At 43.8% G+C, this 16,964-nt stretch carries 17 protein-coding genes and 1 pseudogene; 10 read left to right on the forward strand and 8 right to left on the reverse strand.

Annotated elements, in window-relative coordinates; translation table 11 throughout:
- Positions 1-142: 142 nt before the first annotated feature.
- A complete protein-coding gene (sfsA, locus tag ACIGBN_RS16530) occupies positions 143-859 on the reverse strand; it encodes a DNA/RNA nuclease SfsA (RefSeq protein WP_133004526.1) in 717 nt (238 codons plus the stop codon).
- A 295-nt stretch (positions 860-1,154) separates the two neighbouring features.
- On the opposite strand from sfsA, the gene ACIGBN_RS16535 reads away from it, so the two are divergent.
- From ACIGBN_RS16535 to arsJ, 4 genes are read left to right on the forward strand one after another with little or no spacing between them, the layout of a single operon-like run.
- Positions 1,155-1,496 (forward strand): metalloregulator ArsR/SmtB family transcription factor, encoded by a 342-nt coding sequence (locus ACIGBN_RS16535; protein ID WP_133004527.1) that lies wholly within the window; start codon positions 1,155-1,157, stop codon positions 1,494-1,496.
- Between the two features lie 12 nt (positions 1,497-1,508).
- Positions 1,509-2,510: an ArsJ-associated glyceraldehyde-3-phosphate dehydrogenase gene (locus ACIGBN_RS16540; protein WP_396666634.1), complete on the forward strand. Its 1,002-nt coding sequence runs from the start codon at positions 1,509-1,511 to the stop codon at positions 2,508-2,510.
- A gap of 12 nt (positions 2,511-2,522) precedes the next feature.
- Positions 2,523-3,020 carry a cyclin-dependent kinase inhibitor 3 family protein gene (locus tag ACIGBN_RS16545; protein WP_396666636.1) on the forward strand — a complete coding sequence of 166 codons (498 nt, stop codon included), beginning with the start codon at positions 2,523-2,525 and terminating at the stop codon, positions 3,018-3,020.
- 49 nt (positions 3,021-3,069) lie between these two features.
- Positions 3,070-4,293 (forward strand): organoarsenical effux MFS transporter ArsJ, encoded by a 1,224-nt coding sequence (arsJ, locus tag ACIGBN_RS16550; RefSeq protein WP_396666638.1) that lies wholly within the window; start codon positions 3,070-3,072, stop codon positions 4,291-4,293.
- Positions 4,294-4,382: 89 nt separating this feature from the next.
- Here arsJ and ACIGBN_RS16555 read toward each other — a convergent pair whose 3' ends face one another.
- The 4 genes from ACIGBN_RS16555 to ACIGBN_RS16570 all read right to left on the reverse strand — a co-directional run bounded on the left by ACIGBN_RS16555 (position 4,383) and on the right by ACIGBN_RS16570 (position 9,417).
- Complete coding sequence (locus ACIGBN_RS16555; protein ID WP_396666640.1) at positions 4,383-5,558, reverse strand: ATP-binding protein; 1,176 nt, start codon at positions 5,556-5,558, stop codon at positions 4,383-4,385.
- Positions 5,559-5,842: 284 nt separating this feature from the next.
- Complete coding sequence (locus tag ACIGBN_RS16560) at positions 5,843-6,028, reverse strand: hypothetical protein (RefSeq protein ID WP_396666642.1); 186 nt, start codon at positions 6,026-6,028, stop codon at positions 5,843-5,845.
- A 44-nt stretch (positions 6,029-6,072) separates the two neighbouring features.
- Positions 6,073-7,872: an ATP-dependent nuclease gene (locus ACIGBN_RS16565; protein ID WP_396666644.1), complete on the reverse strand. Its 1,800-nt coding sequence runs from the start codon at positions 7,870-7,872 to the stop codon at positions 6,073-6,075.
- A gap of 270 nt (positions 7,873-8,142) precedes the next feature.
- On the reverse strand, positions 8,143-9,417 hold the full coding sequence (locus tag ACIGBN_RS16570) for a type IV secretion system protein (protein ID WP_396666693.1): 1,275 nt from the start codon (positions 9,415-9,417) through the stop codon (positions 8,143-8,145).
- Between the two features lie 8 nt (positions 9,418-9,425).
- Between ACIGBN_RS16570 and ACIGBN_RS16575 the strand changes: the two genes are divergently transcribed.
- From ACIGBN_RS16575 to ACIGBN_RS16590, 4 genes are all read left to right on the forward strand, one after another.
- A complete protein-coding gene (locus tag ACIGBN_RS16575; protein WP_396666646.1) occupies positions 9,426-9,971 on the forward strand; it encodes a hypothetical protein in 546 nt (181 codons plus the stop codon).
- A 141-nt stretch (positions 9,972-10,112) separates the two neighbouring features.
- Positions 10,113-10,520: a hypothetical protein gene (locus ACIGBN_RS16580; RefSeq protein WP_396666648.1), complete on the forward strand. Its 408-nt coding sequence runs from the start codon at positions 10,113-10,115 to the stop codon at positions 10,518-10,520.
- Positions 10,521-10,629: 109 nt separating this feature from the next.
- Positions 10,630-11,517 (forward strand): sce7726 family protein, encoded by an 888-nt coding sequence (locus ACIGBN_RS16585; protein ID WP_396666650.1) that lies wholly within the window; start codon positions 10,630-10,632, stop codon positions 11,515-11,517.
- Entirely contained in the window at positions 11,483-12,415 is a 933-nt protein-coding gene (locus ACIGBN_RS16590) for a sce7725 family protein (protein WP_396666652.1), read from the forward strand. The genes ACIGBN_RS16585 and ACIGBN_RS16590 overlap by 35 nt, the downstream gene beginning before the upstream one ends.
- Before the next feature lie 75 nt (positions 12,416-12,490).
- Here ACIGBN_RS16590 and ACIGBN_RS16595 read toward each other — a convergent pair.
- Positions 12,491-12,724: pseudogene (locus ACIGBN_RS16595) on the reverse strand (tyrosine-type recombinase/integrase); the annotation flags it as partial.
- On the opposite strand from ACIGBN_RS16595, the gene ACIGBN_RS16600 reads away from it, so the two are divergent.
- Positions 12,703-13,020: a hypothetical protein gene (locus tag ACIGBN_RS16600; protein ID WP_396666654.1), complete on the forward strand. Its 318-nt coding sequence runs from the start codon at positions 12,703-12,705 to the stop codon at positions 13,018-13,020. The pseudogene ACIGBN_RS16595 and the gene ACIGBN_RS16600 overlap by 22 nt on opposite strands.
- Before the next feature lie 168 nt (positions 13,021-13,188).
- Here the strand turns inward: ACIGBN_RS16600 and ACIGBN_RS16605 are convergent, their stop codons facing one another.
- The gene (locus ACIGBN_RS16605) at positions 13,189-14,076 is read right to left on the reverse strand and encodes a LysR family transcriptional regulator (RefSeq protein ID WP_133004531.1); all 888 of its coding nucleotides are present in this window, start codon (positions 14,074-14,076) and stop codon (positions 13,189-13,191) included.
- A 93-nt stretch (positions 14,077-14,169) separates the two neighbouring features.
- On the opposite strand from ACIGBN_RS16605, the gene ACIGBN_RS16610 reads away from it, so the two are divergent.
- Complete coding sequence (locus ACIGBN_RS16610; protein WP_396666656.1) at positions 14,170-15,099, forward strand: DMT family transporter; 930 nt, start codon at positions 14,170-14,172, stop codon at positions 15,097-15,099.
- A gap of 257 nt (positions 15,100-15,356) precedes the next feature.
- Here ACIGBN_RS16610 and guaA read toward each other — a convergent pair whose 3' ends face one another.
- Positions 15,357-16,934, reverse strand: coding sequence for a glutamine-hydrolyzing GMP synthase (gene guaA, locus ACIGBN_RS16615; RefSeq protein WP_341565429.1), 1,578 nt, complete (start codon positions 16,932-16,934; stop codon positions 15,357-15,359).
- Positions 16,935-16,964 lie beyond the last annotated feature (30 nt).

The following is a 16,964-nucleotide window of genomic DNA, read 5'->3' on the forward strand; positions in this document are numbered from 1 at the left end:
AGATTTAGTGCAACCCTTTTCTGAGAAAAAGTGCCATTTAATCCAATTAATTTAAAAGAATCGCAAAAGCGATCAATTAACCAACAGAAAAGGGTGTTTTTGTTTATAAAACAACCAGGCTTCTGCACTATCCCCTTAACCGCTAAGGCAATTCTGGCATCTTTACGGGAACAGAATGCGTCACCAACATGCCTTGAGGGTCGATCGAGACTTGATAGGCGAGCACTTCTACCCCTCTTTCTATGACTTCGACAAAAGCTTGTGCGTATTTGGGGTCAATATGTGTTGCTGGGGTAACTGAATCAATGCCGGTGTGGCTCACACAAAAGAACATCACGGCTCTATGGCCTTCTTCTACCATGTTTGCCAACTCATAAAGATGCTTTCTGCCACGCTCTGTCACCGCATCGGGGAAATAGCCTAACCCGTCTTCTTCTAATAAAGTGACGTTTTTCACTTCCACATAGCATTTACGTCCATCCGCTCCTGTTAGCAGCCAATCGATTCGACTCTTCTCGCCGTATTTCACTTCGGCTTTTTGCTCGCTGTAACCGACCAGTTCAGACACAACACCATTGGCAATGGCTTCCCCTACTAACTTATTAGGGTATCCGGTATTTATACAGGCAAGGTGCTGTTCGTCTACTTCGACCAACTCCCAGGTATAAGCCAGTTTTCGTTTCGGATTATTGCTTTCAGAGACCCATACTCTTGCATTATCTTGCTGACAGCGTTTCATTGACCCTGTGTTGGGGCAGTGGGCGACAATGACCTCACCCGTTGATAGCTCAATGTCTGATAAAAAACGCTTATAGCGTTTAATCAAACGCCCTTCCAATAATGCTGTCGGAAACTTCACTGATTAACCCCTTACCCATCAATACGATATCTAATGTAATACACGCTTGCGCCAAAGTTTACACGCTCAGCGGCCTCAAGGATAAGCGCTTTCCTTTGCAGCCAATCCGAACACCATGCACTGAAACAAAGAAGCTGTCATAAAAATATAACAAAACAGCGCGACACTATACGGCATCCGCCTTATGGCTTTACTTTCATCATTAGTCCGCCACCCTCACCCACATCGAGTGTTGACATTACGAGAGTCACGATTAACATATATGGATATACGTATATCATGATTGGAGCTTAATATGCTGCCTCACCAGTTTTTTAAATTACTTGCGGACGAAACCCGAGTGCGTTGTTTGTTAACCATCGCCCGCGAAGAAAAGGTTTGTGTAGCCGAACTCACACATGCTCTTAATGAAGGGCAACCTAAAGTCTCACGCCATTTGGCTCTACTGCGCTCAAGCGGAGTCATTGTCGACACCCGACAAGGCCAATGGGTGTTTTACCGCTTATCGGATACGTTACCTGGGTGGATGAGAAAACAAATTCGTGGGTTAGTGGAATCTAACTGCCTGAAAGAAGAATACCAACAGGACATTAAACGCTTATCAGAGATGAGCACCCGTCCAGAATGTTGCCTTTAAAGGAGAATGACAATGTCTATAAAAGTAGGAATCAATGGTTTTGGTCGTATTGGCCGTTTGGCACTGAGAGCGTCATTCGATTGGCCTGATATTGAGTTCGTCCACATTAACGATGTCGCAGGTGACGCCCCTACTCTAGCTCACCTACTGGAATTCGACTCGGTACAAGGTCGTTGGGCGCACGAAGTCAGCAGCAATGGTAACCACATCATCATTGATGGGAAAAGCATTCCTACTTCACAGGAAAAAGACATCGATGCGGTGGATTGGTCCGTTTGTGATGTGGTCATTGAAGCAACTGGCAAACACAAGAAAACTGAGATATTAAATAAGTATCTCGAACAAGGCGTTAAACGCGTTGTGGTTTCTGCGCCGGTTAAAGAAGCCGGTGTGGCGAACATCGTCATGGGAGTGAACGATCACACCTTCGACCCTGAGCAACATCGCATTGTGACGGCGGCGTCTTGCACAACAAACTGCATCGCGCCTGTTGTTAAAGTGATTCATGAGAAACTTGGCATTGAGCAATCCTCCTTCACGACAATTCACGATCTAACCAACACACAAACCATTCTCGATGCACCTCATAAAGACCTACGTCGTGCTCGCGCTTGTGGCATGAGCTTGATCCCGACCACCACAGGGTCAGCCACCGCCATCATCGAAATTTTCCCGGATCTAGCAGGCAAGATAAATGGCCATGCGGTGCGAGTGCCTCTGGCGAATGCCTCACTGACAGACATCGTCTTTGATGTGAAACGCGACACCACGGTGGAGGAAGTAAACGCGCTATTAAATGAAGCTTCTGAAGGTGAATTAAAAGGCATTCTTGGTTTCGAAGACCGCCCGCTGGTTTCCATCGATTACAAAGGCGACCAACGCTCCACTATTGTAGACGCACAATCGACCATGCTCGTTGGCTCTCGTATGGTGAAAATATACGCTTGGTACGATAACGAAATGGGCTATGCAACGCGTACAGCAGAGTTAGTTAAAAAAGTAGGCATGGCTTAAGGAGCAAACAAGATGACCCACCCGACATGGGAGCTGCCAGTAACAGGATCACAAGCCAGTCTAGTACTGACTCCTTGTCCTGGCACTAAAAGTACATCGCTAAGCGACAGCATTGCTCAACTCAAAGAACAAGGTGTGACGACCATTGTCACAGCGTTGAATGCAGATGAGATGCAAGCACACGGTGTTGAGGCGCTCCCGGCAATAATAAAAGCCGCTGGGCTCTCATGGTTCCATCTTCCAATCGAAGATGACTGCGCGCCTGGCAACGATTTTATTGCGCAATGGCAGCAAGCCTCACCGCAACTGCATCAAGCGATTGAGAAAGGGCAAAAGATCGCCCTGCATTGCATGGGCGGGTCCGGTCGAACAGGCCTATTAGCCGCTCACCTCCTATTAGAAAGAGAATGGCCCTTAGCGCAAATAATTAGCCAGGTGCAATCGTTAAGGCCGTCGGCGTTTACCAAACAAGTGCAAGTGCAATACATACAGCAATTCGCGAATCAGTAACCAACATAAAAGAGCTGCCTAGGTAGCTCTTCTCTTAAAGAGAGCGGCTATGTTTTCTCAGCTTAACCAGAACGTTCGTCAGTATATGCTGGTCACGTTTAATTATTGGAACTTCACGGTAACCGACGGCGCCTTGCGTATGCTGGTTATTTTGTACTTTTATGATTTAGGTTATTCCACGCTAGAAATAGCATTACTATTTTTATTCTACGAATTCTTTGGTGTGGTCACTAACTTAGTCGGCGGCTGGATAGGCGCTCGACTCGGTTTAAACCGTACCATGAACGTGGGCTTGGCCATGCAGATTGTGGCCTTACTGATGCTCGCACTACCAGCACCCTGGCTTACCATTCCTTGGGTCATGGCGGCGCAAGCCTTATCGGGCATCGCCAAAGACTTGAATAAAATGAGCGCCAAAAGCGCCATCAAAACCCTAGTGCCCGCCGATGCCCAAGGCACTTTGTACAAATGGATTGCGATCCTTACTGGCTCCAAGAACACACTAAAAGGTGCAGGTTTTTTCTTGGGTGGCGCTCTGCTCTCTTTAATAGGCTTCCAGTATTCTGTAGCAGCCATGGCAATCGTGCTGATGTTTGTCTTTATCGGCAGCTTAATTGGTTTAAAAGCGGATTTAGGCAAAGCCAAAACCAAACCTAAGTTCTCGGAAATATTTTCCAAGTCAGGCAGCGTTAATATTCTGTCCGCAGCGCGTATGTTTTTGTTCGGCGCTCGGGATGTTTGGTTTGTCGTCGCCTTACCGATTTACCTAGGCTCGGTGTTTGATTGGGACCATAGCGCGGTGGGTGGTTTTCTTGCCCTATGGGTGATTGCTTATGGCTTGGTGCAAATCATTGCACCTAAAATCACCAAGCTAACATCAGGTGAATCACCGGATGGCAGCGCCGCTTTGCTCTGGGCTTTAGTCCTTGCGATGGTCACTGGCTTAATTGCATACGCCATTCAAAATGCATGGCATCTAGAAGTGGTGATTATTGTCGGCTTAATGGTGTTTGGCGCTGTGTTTGCGGTTAACTCCTCGCTGCACTCTTACTTAATCGTAAGCTACGCCAAAGACGATGGCGTGTCCCTTGATGTAGGCTTCTATTACATGGCCAACGCCATGGGACGCTTGATCGGCACAATGCTGTCTGGCTGGGTCTTCCAAGTCTGGGGATTCTCCGCTTGCCTCTGGGTGTCATTTGCTTTTCTCATCACCACCACCCTAGTGTCTTTGTGGTTACCAAAACACAAAAAACACGTCACAGACCAATAACGAAACCATCAGAAACAAAAAAGCCCGCTATCTAGCGGGCTTTAGAGTGTCTATTGCTGTTCAGTGCAAGACGTACTTTTGCGTCTTCCCTACTCCTCCATAATTCGCAGCATAAACTCATCAAATAACGGCACAGTGAAAGCGGTGTCACCATGATTAGGCGCCCAGATCATACCTTTCTTAATTAAGCTATTTCGAACCGGTGCCACATCAGAGACTTTTTTCTTCATCGAATCCGCAATATCGCCTGAGCGATGCGGTCCAGCCCCAAGTTTGGCCATTTCATTAAGATATGTCTTTTCTTTGGGCGTTAACCTATCAAATCGTACTCTAAAAAAACTCTCATCAAGTTTAGCAATTGTAAGGTCCGTAGAATTAACCACATCGTCTTTAGTAATTGGACTCTCTTCTGCTAAGTCCCAGGTATGGCTTCCCCACTCCTGAATAAAATAAGGGTACCCTTGCGTTTTACTGATGATTTCATCGACCGCTTCGCTGTCAAACTCAACACCCTCATCCTTAGCAGGGTTAACAATCGCCTCTTTAGCCGCATCCTCACCGAGCGCCCCCACCTCAGGGTAGTTAAACAGTCGCTCTGCGTAGGATTTTGAGTTACCAGCTAAGCCCCTTAACTGCGGCAAGCCTGCGCCAACCAAGGCAACGGGCAGCTTTAATTGAGCACATCGATGAAGCGCGGTAATCAAAGCAGCAAACTGTTCTGAGCGAACATATTGAAGCTCGTCAATGAACATTACGATAGCCGTTTCACCTGCTTTAGCAGCATGACCAACTTCTACCATTAATGCCGTCAGATCGGCTTCTAAATCACCATTATCGGCAAGCCCAGCCTCAGGTTCTTGGTCAAACCCAACTTCGATATCGCCAAAAGTAACTTTAAGCGACTTGGCAAACCCCGCAAGCGCCTTCAAGGCGCGAGTTGCCGCTTCTTTTGATTGATCAAGGCGACTAAGCTTGAGTAGCCCTAGCCGTAATTGAGGACTAAGAAGAGAGGGAAGAGAGCGATTTTCTGGCGCCTCAATATAAATAGTATGAACGCCCATTGCCTCAACATCCTGGCGCATCTGTTCAAGCAAAACAGTTTTTCCAACGCCCCTCAAACCAACCATAAGCATGCTTTTCACAGGCTTAGCTCGCATAATTCTGGCAACGGTAATCTTCAAGTTGTTTCTAAGCTCATCCCTGCCTGCTAATTCATGAGGCTGAGTGCCCGCGCCCGGAGTGTAAGGGTTATCGATTGGGTTCATTTTCACACCAACATAAGAGAGTTATTGAAGTTATCAATAAATAATAACTTCAATAACTCTCTTATGCAAAGAAATAGCTCATTTTTTGAACACCAAAAATACAATAGACATCACAACCTGAGAAATCCTCTCGTCTTTCTTTAGGCCTCTTGGCAATAGCAACAAAAAAAGCCCGCTAGAAAGCGGGCTTTAGAGTGTTTATTGCTGTTCAGTGCAAGGGGTTACCTAGCGCTAAGTTATTCCCACTCTATCGTTAATGAGGGCCGTAAGCCCTTTAACTACGGCTATTTGGGGCTTGGCTCTGTCGTAGTACCATTATTAGTACCATGTTCAGCGCTTTGTTTCGCCTTTTCTTCCCGGCGACGCTTGAGCTCGGCACGCGCCCAAGCAGAAGACTTGGCCATGTCGCGACGAAGTGCATCTTTCTCTTTGACTGAAAGGAAACAAGGAGTCACTTTAACTCGACACATACGGACTTCCATCTAATTAGAGCACATTAGTTCAGGAAAAGTAGTTACAATACAGGGATGACCTCGGGGTGCTCCTCAGAATAACTATCGAAAGCTTCTGAAATCTGATCCAAAGATTCCCATTTAATAGCACCAACGGGGAGCTGACCGTCTTCAACAATAGCTGTAAGTAACTCTTTTACTGTTCTATATATATCTTCGTCACGTAATTTATCAATAGCATTTTGAGGCTTACCAGCATGTATACATTCATCAAAATATGCTGCTTCAAAGTTAATTATAGATGCATAAACACTGCTATAAACACTCATTTGATCTGCTATTTTAGCATTATTAGTCCATGCTGGATTAGTTTCAATATTCCTTCTATTTTCATCTTTAAACTTTCTGTTTTTTATAATCTGCTTAGTATCTATATCATGAAGAACAAAATAATCTTTCTTGAAATGATTTAGTATTTTCATGAACATGCTCACTTGTACCTTACCATTACACCTAAGTACAAGAAGCTCATTGAATATAGAATTTTCATGATGTTCATTTTTATCATCATAGATAATTTTACTAAAGGCACTAAATTCAGTGTCGCCCTCTACCAGTAACACTTTACCCCCAAAGAAGAACTCTAATGCATCAGGTCTCATCAAGTTTAGAAGTTTCAAATCTTCACTTTCATCTTCATTGAAAGCAACATCTTCTGGTCGAAATATAGTTGTAGCCTGAACATTATCGTTCTCAATTTCAACTCGTATAATCTTTGTATGATCTCTTGTTAAGTCAATAAAACTAGGAGAATGTGTTGTCACCATGACCTGCCAATTATCATGCATTTCAGCAAGATCATAAAGCATATCTCTAGTCTGCCTACACGCTGAGGGGTGTAAGCTAAGCTCTGGCTCGTCTAACAAAAGTAAATGGGACTTTATAGAGCCAAGTTCAGCTATTTTTTTACCTTTCGACTCATACCCAAGATCAGCAATTGCCTTTAAGAGAGACCATAGTAAGGTTCGTCGAGCTCCACTGCCATGCGACTCGATGGGAAATAGTGAATCATTTTTACCAAATGATATTTCAACGTCATTAGAATCAAATATTTTTATATTACTTGAAACTACCTCATCGCTAACAACATTTATGTGTAAATTATGATTAGGAACTATTTTCTTTACGTATCTAGATATATCACCAGCTATAGACTCCAACCCTTCTCTTGCATTATCAATAAATTCAGACTTCAAACTATTTAAATTCTCATATATAGACGAGAAATCAAAGTCATGCTTTTCTGACTTAAAGCTTTTTATCTGGTCTTCCAGTAATACTTCAACTACTAAGGATTTAATCACATTGTTTTGAGCGTTAGGATCATCGAATGTATCAATTAAGTGTGCTTTCGGTCTCTTTTTTCGAGATGCATTATCAGAGGCCCAAGGGCATTTAGGTGGTGCATCAGTATCGACAGCGAACCTTCCCAAATCAACTCGATAGCCTTTCCTAACAGGTGCTACATTAGGTCTTTCCCATACAAATTGTTCTTTAACTCTAACATACTCACTATCTTCAATCGGCTCTTGAAACTTCTCACCTGGAGTATCATCGCCTGAACAAAGAATATGTAGTTCAACTGTAGGATAAGACTCTGGATCACTAATAATACAATTATGAAAATCGTCTTTAGTCAACTTCTCACTATTTACAGCAGCATGGTAAGCCTTCAGAATTGTGCTCTTACCATAGTTATTTCCACCTACTAGAATTACGATTTCATCTAGCTCAATTTCAACAGGCTGATGGCCAATTGATTTGAAATTTTTCACCACAAATTTTTCCAGCTTAACTGCCATGTTACATATACTCATCATTGAAGGATTTTTAAGAGGATAGACCCAAAGCACACACGATAAAAGACATGACAGAAATAAGCTGATTCCTATCAAGAGAACAACCAACTCTGGGCTAATTAGAACTTATAGGTAATCGAGTACTTGATTCCACCGCTCTAGACTCACCATTGCCTTATTTTTTAAGGCACACCCCAAAAAAGAATTACAGAAAGTTATCCCACAAATTCAAATAGTTTTGAGATAAGGCCTGAATTTTGTATTCACTTTAAGTTAGGCCATAGAGCCCTTTCCAACAAAACTCGCTATCTCTTCGTTCCGCTCTCTTTGCTTCTCCTGGGCGTAGTCGACGTAATCCTCTACATCAAACGTGTGTTTCTCAGGGTCGCGTTCTTGCCAGTCGGCGTGGGCCTGGTGGGCTTCTTCCTGGTCTGACTCAGATAACTCATTAAAACCACCGCTTTGGTTTATCCAGCCTTCTTGGCCGCCAAGTGAGTCACTGCCGAAAGATGGCGATTGTTCGTCGCTGGAGCCTTCCCCTTCTTGGTGTCCCATCGAATCATTGCCTGTGTCCATGCTTTCGCGGATAGATGAAGCCAAACGGCCACCCGCAGTTTGGCTGACTTTATTCTGGAAGCCACCCATTGCTTTAGAGCCCATACCTTTGGCAAGGGCCGATGCGGTACCGGCAGCCACTCGGCCAGCGTTGGCCGCACCAGTCATAAAGCCACTTGATGTTTGGGCCTGCTCGCTGGAATGGGTATCGCCAGCACTTTCAGATACAGATTCTTCACCAGGTGCGTGAGACTCACCGCCAGAGAAGCCAGCGGCTTGAGCAAAAGGCGTTTCACCCTCACTGCTGCCGGTATCGCTATTTGAAGCGCTAGAACTAGAGCCTCCAAACTCAGGCATCGGGCCTTCTGACATGCTCATTTGAGCTTTCTCAAAAGCCGCCTTCACGGCACTGGCTCCACCGGCCATATTGGTCGCTCCAGACATAGCCGCTCCGCCAAGTGCTGCGCCGCCGGACATAACGGCTGCACTGGCTCCCACTGCTCCACCGATCAATGCACCCACACTAAATGAACTACCTGAGCTGGCCGCAGCTCCACCACCAGGGATTAAACCCGCAATCACATTCGGCACAGAGTTTATCAATATCACCATAACCAGCGACACCACGAAGATCACTAGCAATTCATCAAGGGGCGCGCCTTCCGATAAATCGGTGTGGTAGCCATCAATGATGGAAACGGCAATACCGACTAACAACGTCATAGTCATCAGTTTTAAGGCGATACCGGCCACACTGCGAAAGTAATTCACCGCAATATCAGAGGTCCAACGAGAGCCACCAAAACCCAAGACAAAGATACCGGCGTAAGCAATGATCCAAGCAGTGATCAATGCTAGTAAGACGTTTGCAGCCACGATGGCCATACAAGCTAAGATAGCTAACGAGGTGAGAAAGATAGATAAGTTGTCAATCGGACTGGTGACACTGTAGCTATCCACCGCCTTTGCCAGAATATCGAAGGCAATATCTATCGGCGTAGATGGATGATGGCTGTAACAGGCAGATTGCCGAAGCGATTAAAGCTTTTGAAGATGAATGGAAGCCCTACTCATTAGAGTCTAAGTGCTATCCGTTGATGGGCCTCATTAACCGGTTACTTGATCCTGCAATTGACGATTACGTTCGCTCTCTACCGAGCAGTCCTCCACACAACCTATGTGGCATCGGCATTAAACACAGCTTCGGCGGCCTACTTGATCAAATAGGTTTTGAAACAACTTATCGCTGTCTCCGTGAAAGCATTAGGCGTTTTGAAAAATCGGATTATTTCTCTTCTGAACAGGGCGATGAGTTCATAGCAACAGCATCGACTCTTATGTTCTTAGCTGATCAGTTGCGCGCAAAGAGACCTGTCCGAATTCCTATTAAAGATGAGCAACAAAAGCCTCGTGGCGTTTATAAACGCTCAGTCTCTAACTTCTGGCCGGAGTTCTGCCCACTATCTGGCGAAATATCCGAGTACCAAGCCTTTATCTCAAATCCAAACATGAGTAAGGGTAAAGAAGATGATCTTCTGCTTAGCTAGTACTGCTCGAGTCATAGGCCTCGAAATTCCGATGGGACATGGAACCCTCTATACAAGCAGGCGATCCAGTCTAAAGAGCAGTTCGATATTGAATTTAAGAGACTGCTATGCCTAGTCAGCCAGCCACATAAGCCCAATGCTATGTCTGGTGATGAACTGATCGATAAGTATTTTTTCTATTACCTACAAGACAAAATGCCTACCCCTGAACAAATAGACGATTGCTGGAATAGTGTTCAGGATATCTTTGCTGAGCAAGATAGGCTTGATAGCGCTACATGCGAATTGATAAATGAGAGAATCTCTGAGATATACGGTACGTCTAATGCCCTAGAGCGTATGGATATACGCCAATTACGCCATATGGCCCGCCGTATGGTTGATTTAAGGCTCAACGATAGAAAGAAGAGAATGCTTGCCCTAAAAAAGCAGGATCTCAACCATAAACAGATTTCAGCAAAATTAGCTGAAACTGAAGGTAGAACAATCTCATCTCAGGCAGTATCGAAAGCGTCAAACGGTATCAGAAAAGAATTCATCTTGATATGATGTTTGATGGGGTTGAGCCTTTATGGGTCGTAATTTAGAATTTGGTGTCCTAGACTGAAATGTATATTTAGTAACGAGCATTTCTAGGAGCTCACTATGGTATGAAGCAATGAATTACAGGCAGCTCGCAAAAATTTTTACCAGCTCAAATATCTCAAAGGTCGCTGCAGGTGACCTTGAGCTAGTGCAAAGGATCACCAGTGAGTTCCCTTCGTTGAAAGCTGCACAGACTCTTCATGATATATTCGAAGAGTCCTATAAATTGCTATGTAAGCATTATCCGAATGAATATGTGGTAAAGAATATAATTGCTAACAATATATTGTTGGGGACTCACTCACTTAACACTGCGAGCATGTTAAGTGAGTTACGAATCGGCTCAAACAAAGCTGATTGTGTAATCATCAATGGCCATTCAACCTGTTATGAAATAAAAACAAAATTTGATTCTTTAAAACGGCTTCCAGAGCAGCTTCTCTCTTATACCTCATCATTTGATAAAACATACGTAGTGACTCACGAGACACACCTTGCCGAGTTACTCGAAATACATGAGTCTATGCCTAAGTTTGGGATATTAATTTTGAACGAAAGAAAGCAGCTAAGCCGAAAAATTGAAGCCCCTTTAAACACAAATTTTGATGCCGATTTAATGTTCCACACACTGCGAAAAGATGAATATACTGAGATTGCAAAACTTATTACTGGCTCTATACCATCATGCTCTCCAACAGACCTATTCAGCCAGTGTAAGGAAATATTCTGCAACGCCAATAATGCGGATGCAAACGAGTATTTTAAAAAGGTTCTTAAGCGTTATAGGAAAAATGATCATAACTTCGTGAGTCGGCTACCAAGATCAATGAAAAACCTTGGAATTAGTTATAATATTCACACAAAAGAAAAGGACTCTATCTTATCTTATTTATCGCGTTTAAATAATTTGAACAAGGAGATGTGTAATGTACTTCCCATACATGAGGGGCAAGCAGTATGAGCTTCTGGCCCTAAAAGAAGTCGCTCTTAGACTTAACCCTAAAAAAGTTAGTCCGATCATTGAACCTGTAACCGATGATATTAAGAGACTATGCTCTGCTGTTGAGGTATTAAATAACCATTCAGTAACCCCCCACATCATAGTCAACCCTCAAGTAGGGGATCTTGCAAGCGATTCTCCTGATTCGTTGTATACTGAAATTTCAAATAATTACTCTGTATCCTTCATCCCGTGTATTAGGATAAGCAACCAGAACCTAGCGTACACCCAACAACTTCTGCAGCAGCTGGCATCAGATGAAATATCTTTTTCGTTACTAATAGAAGAAGACATACCATCAAACATAAATAGTTACACATCAAGATCAGTAGCAAATATAATTCGGGGTATTACTAGCTACTCTCATTCTTTCAGTAATTCCCTTCCAAATAGCGTCATTATTGAAAGTTCATTTCCATCAAAAAAGCGTAACGCAGACTATAGTAGAACACCGCAATTCTTCTCAGATGCTCATTTGACTTTTAAGCAGCCTTTGATTCATCACCAAATTGGCTTTGGAGACTTCTTAACAATTGATGATGTTTGGTCAACATCTGGTGGGCCTGCTTTTGTTATTGCTATCCATATCACATTCATAGATAGCTCAAATAAAAACATGTATGTAAAACATAGCTTGTCAATTAAAAACCCTAATGATCAGAGTGACCCTGCAGGTAAATTTAAAGAAGCACTTCAGGAAATGATTCACTTCGCAAATGCAACGCCAAGTATTGATCAAAACACTTTAGGTTTTCAACAGTACATAAATATACATCAAAATGGGAGCTACCCAGGACTAGCCGTACCTAAGAAGTTAAGTATGATGCATCATATTGAAACTATAAATAATTATATTTAACAGCAATCGAATAACCAGAGAATAAAAATCATTCTCTGGTTATAGACTGACATCTTAATCCCCTGCAAATAACCCCTAATCCTTCGACAAACTAGATTGATCTTTCTTCTGACGAGCATGGTTTTCATTAACCCTCTCATCAATCATATCCGCCCAATCCTGCAACATGGCCGCGCGCTGTTCTCGGTACTCGGCTTTGTTGTAAATGGCTCTGACGCCTTTCTGTTCATGGGCTAGGCATTTTTCGACCCAGTCACTATTATAGCCCGCTTCATGGAGCAAGGTACTTGCTGTACGGCGTAGATCGTGGGCTGGTCACTGGCTTAATTGCGTACGCCATTCAGAATGCATGGCATCCAGAAGTGGTGATTATTGTCGGCTTAATGGTATTTGGCGCTGTGTTTGCGGTTAACTCCTCGCTGCACTCTTACTTAATCGTAAGCTACGCCAAAGACGATGGCGTGTCCCTTGATGTGGGCTTCTATTACATGGCCAACGCCATGGGACGCTTGATCGGCACAATGCTGTCTGGCTGGGTCTTCCAAGTCTGGGGTTCTCCGCCTGCCTCTGGGTGTCATTTGCCTTTCTCATTGCCACCACGCTGATATCGATCGGCTTACCGAAACACAAACGCCCAGTCACAGCCCAATAACGAAACCAACAGACACAAAAAAGCCCGCTAGATAGCGGGCTTTTTAATGGTTTGGCTGGTTAGAGTCTAAGGCACTTAATGATTTTCCCCTTGAGAGGGGTTTATCAAAACTATATTAGCACTACTCAAAGTACGCCATAGCAAAGTCGATAAATAAGCGCACTCGCATTGGCATATGGTCACGGTCGCGATACAACATAAATAGTGTGCGAGCTTTACTGTGCCAATCTGGCAGCACATGTTTGATTTCACCTTGCTCAATCATCGGCTGTGCAAAATAATCTGGTACATATCCAATACCAAGCCCTGCCTTAACAGCATGAGTTAGCATGAGAATTTCATCAACTTCTAACCTAACATTCTTATGAGGATAGTAGTCAAACGACTCACCAGTTTCCTTTTGCACTAAATACCAAGGTGTCATTGGCCGGCAAATGATAGAGGCATGTCCACTCAAATTTTCCGGCTTAGCTATGTCCGCTATATCGAAATTGGGATGCGCACATAAAATGAAGTGAATATCTTTTAACGGTCTCGCCACCCAATTTTCAACTACAGGATCACCAACTCGAAACACTACATCTATCGCTTCTTCTTCAATATCTATTAGAGAGTTAGAAGAACTAAGGTCCAATTGAATATCTGGATACTTAATCAGGAAATCATAGAAAATAGTGCGCAATAACTGTGAGCCCAGATTTATAGGGGATGAAATACGAATTTTCCCTTGCGGCCGATACTTATCTTGATGCAATCCTATATCAATCTCATCGATTTCATCAAACAACGAAGCAAAACGCTGAAAGTAATGCTTTCCCGTACTTGTTAGAACAACCTTGTGGGCATCTCGGTTTAATAAACGAAGCTGCAAATCTAATTCTAGCTGACGAATACGACGACTCAAAGTAGACAGCGGCATTCCAAGAGATTGGGCAGCATTTTTGAAACTACCTAAATGCGCTATAGAACAAAAGCAACGCAGGTCGTCTAAAGAATATCTAGGTTTCATTATCGGTATCTATGCTCCCATTTTTAGCTATTTATCCAATTATTGAAATCTATACACTAAGTGACTCATTTAGACAAATCACTTGGAGCGACCATGAAGCTTGATTCCACACTAAAAGCCATTGTACTTTTGATTATTTGTACCTTTTTTTGGGGTAGTTGCTTCCCTATTGGTAAACATGTTTTAGATGAGGTTAATGCGCTTACTTTAGTATTTTGGCGCTTTATGATTGCAGCCATATGCTTAGCGGTATACCTCAAAGTCATACGTACACCTAAGCCACACTTAGAATTTCAGCAATGGATTTGGGTTATTTTTGTCAGTGTCATAGGTGTTGGTGGTCTAAACCTTTGTCTATTTACCGGCTTAACTTACACAAATGCGACTAATGGCTCCTTGATCATGGCGCTTAGCCCACTAATAACGTCACTGATTGCATGTATTGCACTTCGTATACCGCCTTCGTCTTCTCAGTGTTTTAGCCTGTTAGTAAGTTTAACCGGTGTCCTTATAGTGATTACAAATGGTCATTTAGAGTCGTTACTTTCAATTAGAATTAACTACGGAGATCAGCTCATTTTCTGCGGTATGCTAGCTTGGAGTATCTACACCTACTGTAGCCAAGGGATCAGCAACTGGATGCCAGTACTCCCTTATACTTTTATTGGCATGTTAAGCGGAGCCACTGTCATTGGTGTTATGTGTTTAATGTCGCCTGAGATACATCCATTCACAGAGCTGTGGAGCACAACCACCTTAGGTATAGCCGAAGTCGTGTACATAGGTATGTTTGGCACAGTTGCCGGTTATTTATTATGGCTAAATGGTGTGCGTCAGCTTGGCTCTGCGAACGCTGCATTATTCTTCAATCTTGTTCCCATTTTCTCTGTACTCACTTCATTCATACTTGGCCAAGAAGTTACAAAGATTCAACTTATTGGCATTACAGTAGTCATTATAGGATTACTACTGCCAAATATTAAGCGACTCAAACTCCAACCTAAAATTAACAGTGAAGCCTAAGCTAACATTTACTGAATCTCCTCTTACGTATCGGCGGTTAAGTTACACCGACATAATAGCAATTGCGCTCAAACAATTTAGCTCGTCATTCACTCAAGTTTTACACACCCACCTAGAGCGAGAACCATTGTCGATTTTCTAGATACGCTAATTTCTGAAAATCAACCATCATTCTCACAATAAAAATGCCAGTCAGTTTGAGCTGACTGGCATTTCAATTATCTTCCAAAGGCTTTATTAGCTATTGATAGCCCGCCCTACTCCCACTCGATGGTAGCCGGTGGCTTAGACGATACATCGTACGTCACGCGTGAGATGTGTTCGATCTCGTTGATGATACGACCAGATACCGTTTCCAACAATTCGTATGGAAGGTGAGCCCAACGCGCTGTCATAAAGTCGATGGTTTCAACCGCACGAAGCGCAACCACGTATTCATAACGACGACCGTCGCCCACTACACCAACCGATTTCACTGGCAAGAAGACGGCAAACGCTTGGCTTGTTTTATCGTACCAACCAGAACGACGAAGTTCTTCAATGAAGATAGCGTCCGCACGACGTAAGATGTCTGCGTAGTCTTTTTTCACTTCACCTAAGATACGAACACCTAGACCTGGTCCTGGGAAAGGATGACGGTAAACCATGTCGTGTGGCAAACCAAGTGCAACACCTAGCTTACGTACTTCGTCTTTAAACAATTCACGTAGCGGTTCAACCAGTTGCATCTTCATGTCTTCTGGCAAGCCGCCCACGTTGTGGTGAGACTTGATAACATGTGCTTTACCGGTTTTAGACGCTGCTGATTCGATGACGTCTGGGTAGATTGTGCCTTGCGCAAGAAACTCAATGTCATTCAGTTTTGACGACTCTTCATCGAAAATTTCAATAAAGGTGTTACCAATGATTTTGCGTTTTTTCTCTGGATCATTTTCACCAGCAAGCTTACCAAGGAACAAATCTTCAGCATCAACACGGATGACTTTTACGCCCATGTTGTCAGCGAACATCTTCATTACTTGATCGCCTTCGTTCAAACGAAGCAAGCCGTTATCTACGAATACACACGTCAATTGATCGCCGATCGCTTTATGCAATAGCGCCGCCACAACAGAAGAGTCCACACCGCCAGATAGTGCTAGTAGAACTTGTTTGTCGCCCACTTGCTCGCGCATTCTTTCGATCGCGTCTGTCGCAATGTTGGCAGGTGTCCACAAGGTGTCACAGCCACAAATATCAACGATGAAACGAGAAAGGATTTTGCCACCCTGTAGGGTGTGAGTGACTTCTGGGTGGAATTGCACACCGTAGAATTTTTTCGCTTCGTTGGCCATGGCTGCGATTGGGCAGCTGTCCGTTGATGCCATCAAAACGAAATCTTGTGGCATTTCTACCACTTTGTCGCCGTGGCTCATCCAAACGTCCAACATAGCAACGCCATTGTTTGCTTCGTGGTCTTGAATGCCTTCGAACAATGCTGGGCCGTCGTGTTTGCGGATTTGAGCGTAACCGAATTCGCGGATTTCAGAACCTTGAACTTTACCGCCCAATTGCTCGGCCATGGTTTGCATGCCGTAACAAATACCAAAAACCGGCACACCCAATGTGAATACCGCTTCAGGAGCGCGTGGCGAACCAGGCTCAGGCACGGACTCAGGGCCACCCGCTAGGATGATACCTTTAGGATCGAAATCGATAACGTCTTGATTGTCCATATCAAAAGCACGGACTTCACAGAAAACACCGATTTCACGCACGCGGCGCGCAATCAATTGCGTGTACTGTGAACCAAAATCAAGAATAAGTATTTTATGAGCGTGGATATCTTGCGACATTGTTAGCCTGTCCTTTCACTCTAATTCAAT

Source organism: Marinomonas sp. NPDC078689 (assembly GCF_044542435.1).
GTDB classification, from domain to species: Bacteria; Pseudomonadota; Gammaproteobacteria; order Pseudomonadales; family Marinomonadaceae; genus Marinomonas; species Marinomonas arenicola.

Coding starts and splice junctions, on each gene's coding strand:
- ACIGBN_RS16560 (WP_396666642.1), bottom strand. CDS start 6,028: ATGTGTCGAGTTAAAGTGACTCCTTGTTTCCTTTCAGTCAAAGAGAAA.
- ACIGBN_RS16555 (WP_396666640.1), bottom strand. CDS start 5,558: ATGAACCCAATCGATAACCCTTACACTCCGGGCGCGGGCACTCAGCCT.
- ACIGBN_RS16565 (WP_396666644.1), bottom strand. CDS start 7,872: ATGGCAGTTAAGCTGGAAAAATTTGTGGTGAAAAATTTCAAATCAATT.
- ACIGBN_RS16575 (WP_396666646.1), top strand. CDS start 9,426: ATGGATGATGGCTGTAACAGGCAGATTGCCGAAGCGATTAAAGCTTTT.
- guaA (WP_341565429.1), bottom strand. CDS start 16,934: ATGTCGCAAGATATCCACGCTCATAAAATACTTATTCTTGATTTTGGT.
- ACIGBN_RS16540 (WP_396666634.1), top strand. CDS start 1,509: ATGTCTATAAAAGTAGGAATCAATGGTTTTGGTCGTATTGGCCGTTTG.
- ACIGBN_RS16605 (WP_133004531.1), bottom strand. CDS start 14,076: ATGAAACCTAGATATTCTTTAGACGACCTGCGTTGCTTTTGTTCTATA.
- ACIGBN_RS16610 (WP_396666656.1), top strand. CDS start 14,170: ATGAAGCTTGATTCCACACTAAAAGCCATTGTACTTTTGATTATTTGT.
- ACIGBN_RS16580 (WP_396666648.1), top strand. CDS start 10,113: ATGTCTGGTGATGAACTGATCGATAAGTATTTTTTCTATTACCTACAA.
- arsJ (WP_396666638.1), top strand. CDS start 3,070: ATGTTTTCTCAGCTTAACCAGAACGTTCGTCAGTATATGCTGGTCACG.
- ACIGBN_RS16585 (WP_396666650.1), top strand. CDS start 10,630: ATGAATTACAGGCAGCTCGCAAAAATTTTTACCAGCTCAAATATCTCA.
- ACIGBN_RS16535 (WP_133004527.1), top strand. CDS start 1,155: ATGCTGCCTCACCAGTTTTTTAAATTACTTGCGGACGAAACCCGAGTG.
- ACIGBN_RS16590 (WP_396666652.1), top strand. CDS start 11,483: ATGTACTTCCCATACATGAGGGGCAAGCAGTATGAGCTTCTGGCCCTA.
- ACIGBN_RS16545 (WP_396666636.1), top strand. CDS start 2,523: ATGACCCACCCGACATGGGAGCTGCCAGTAACAGGATCACAAGCCAGT.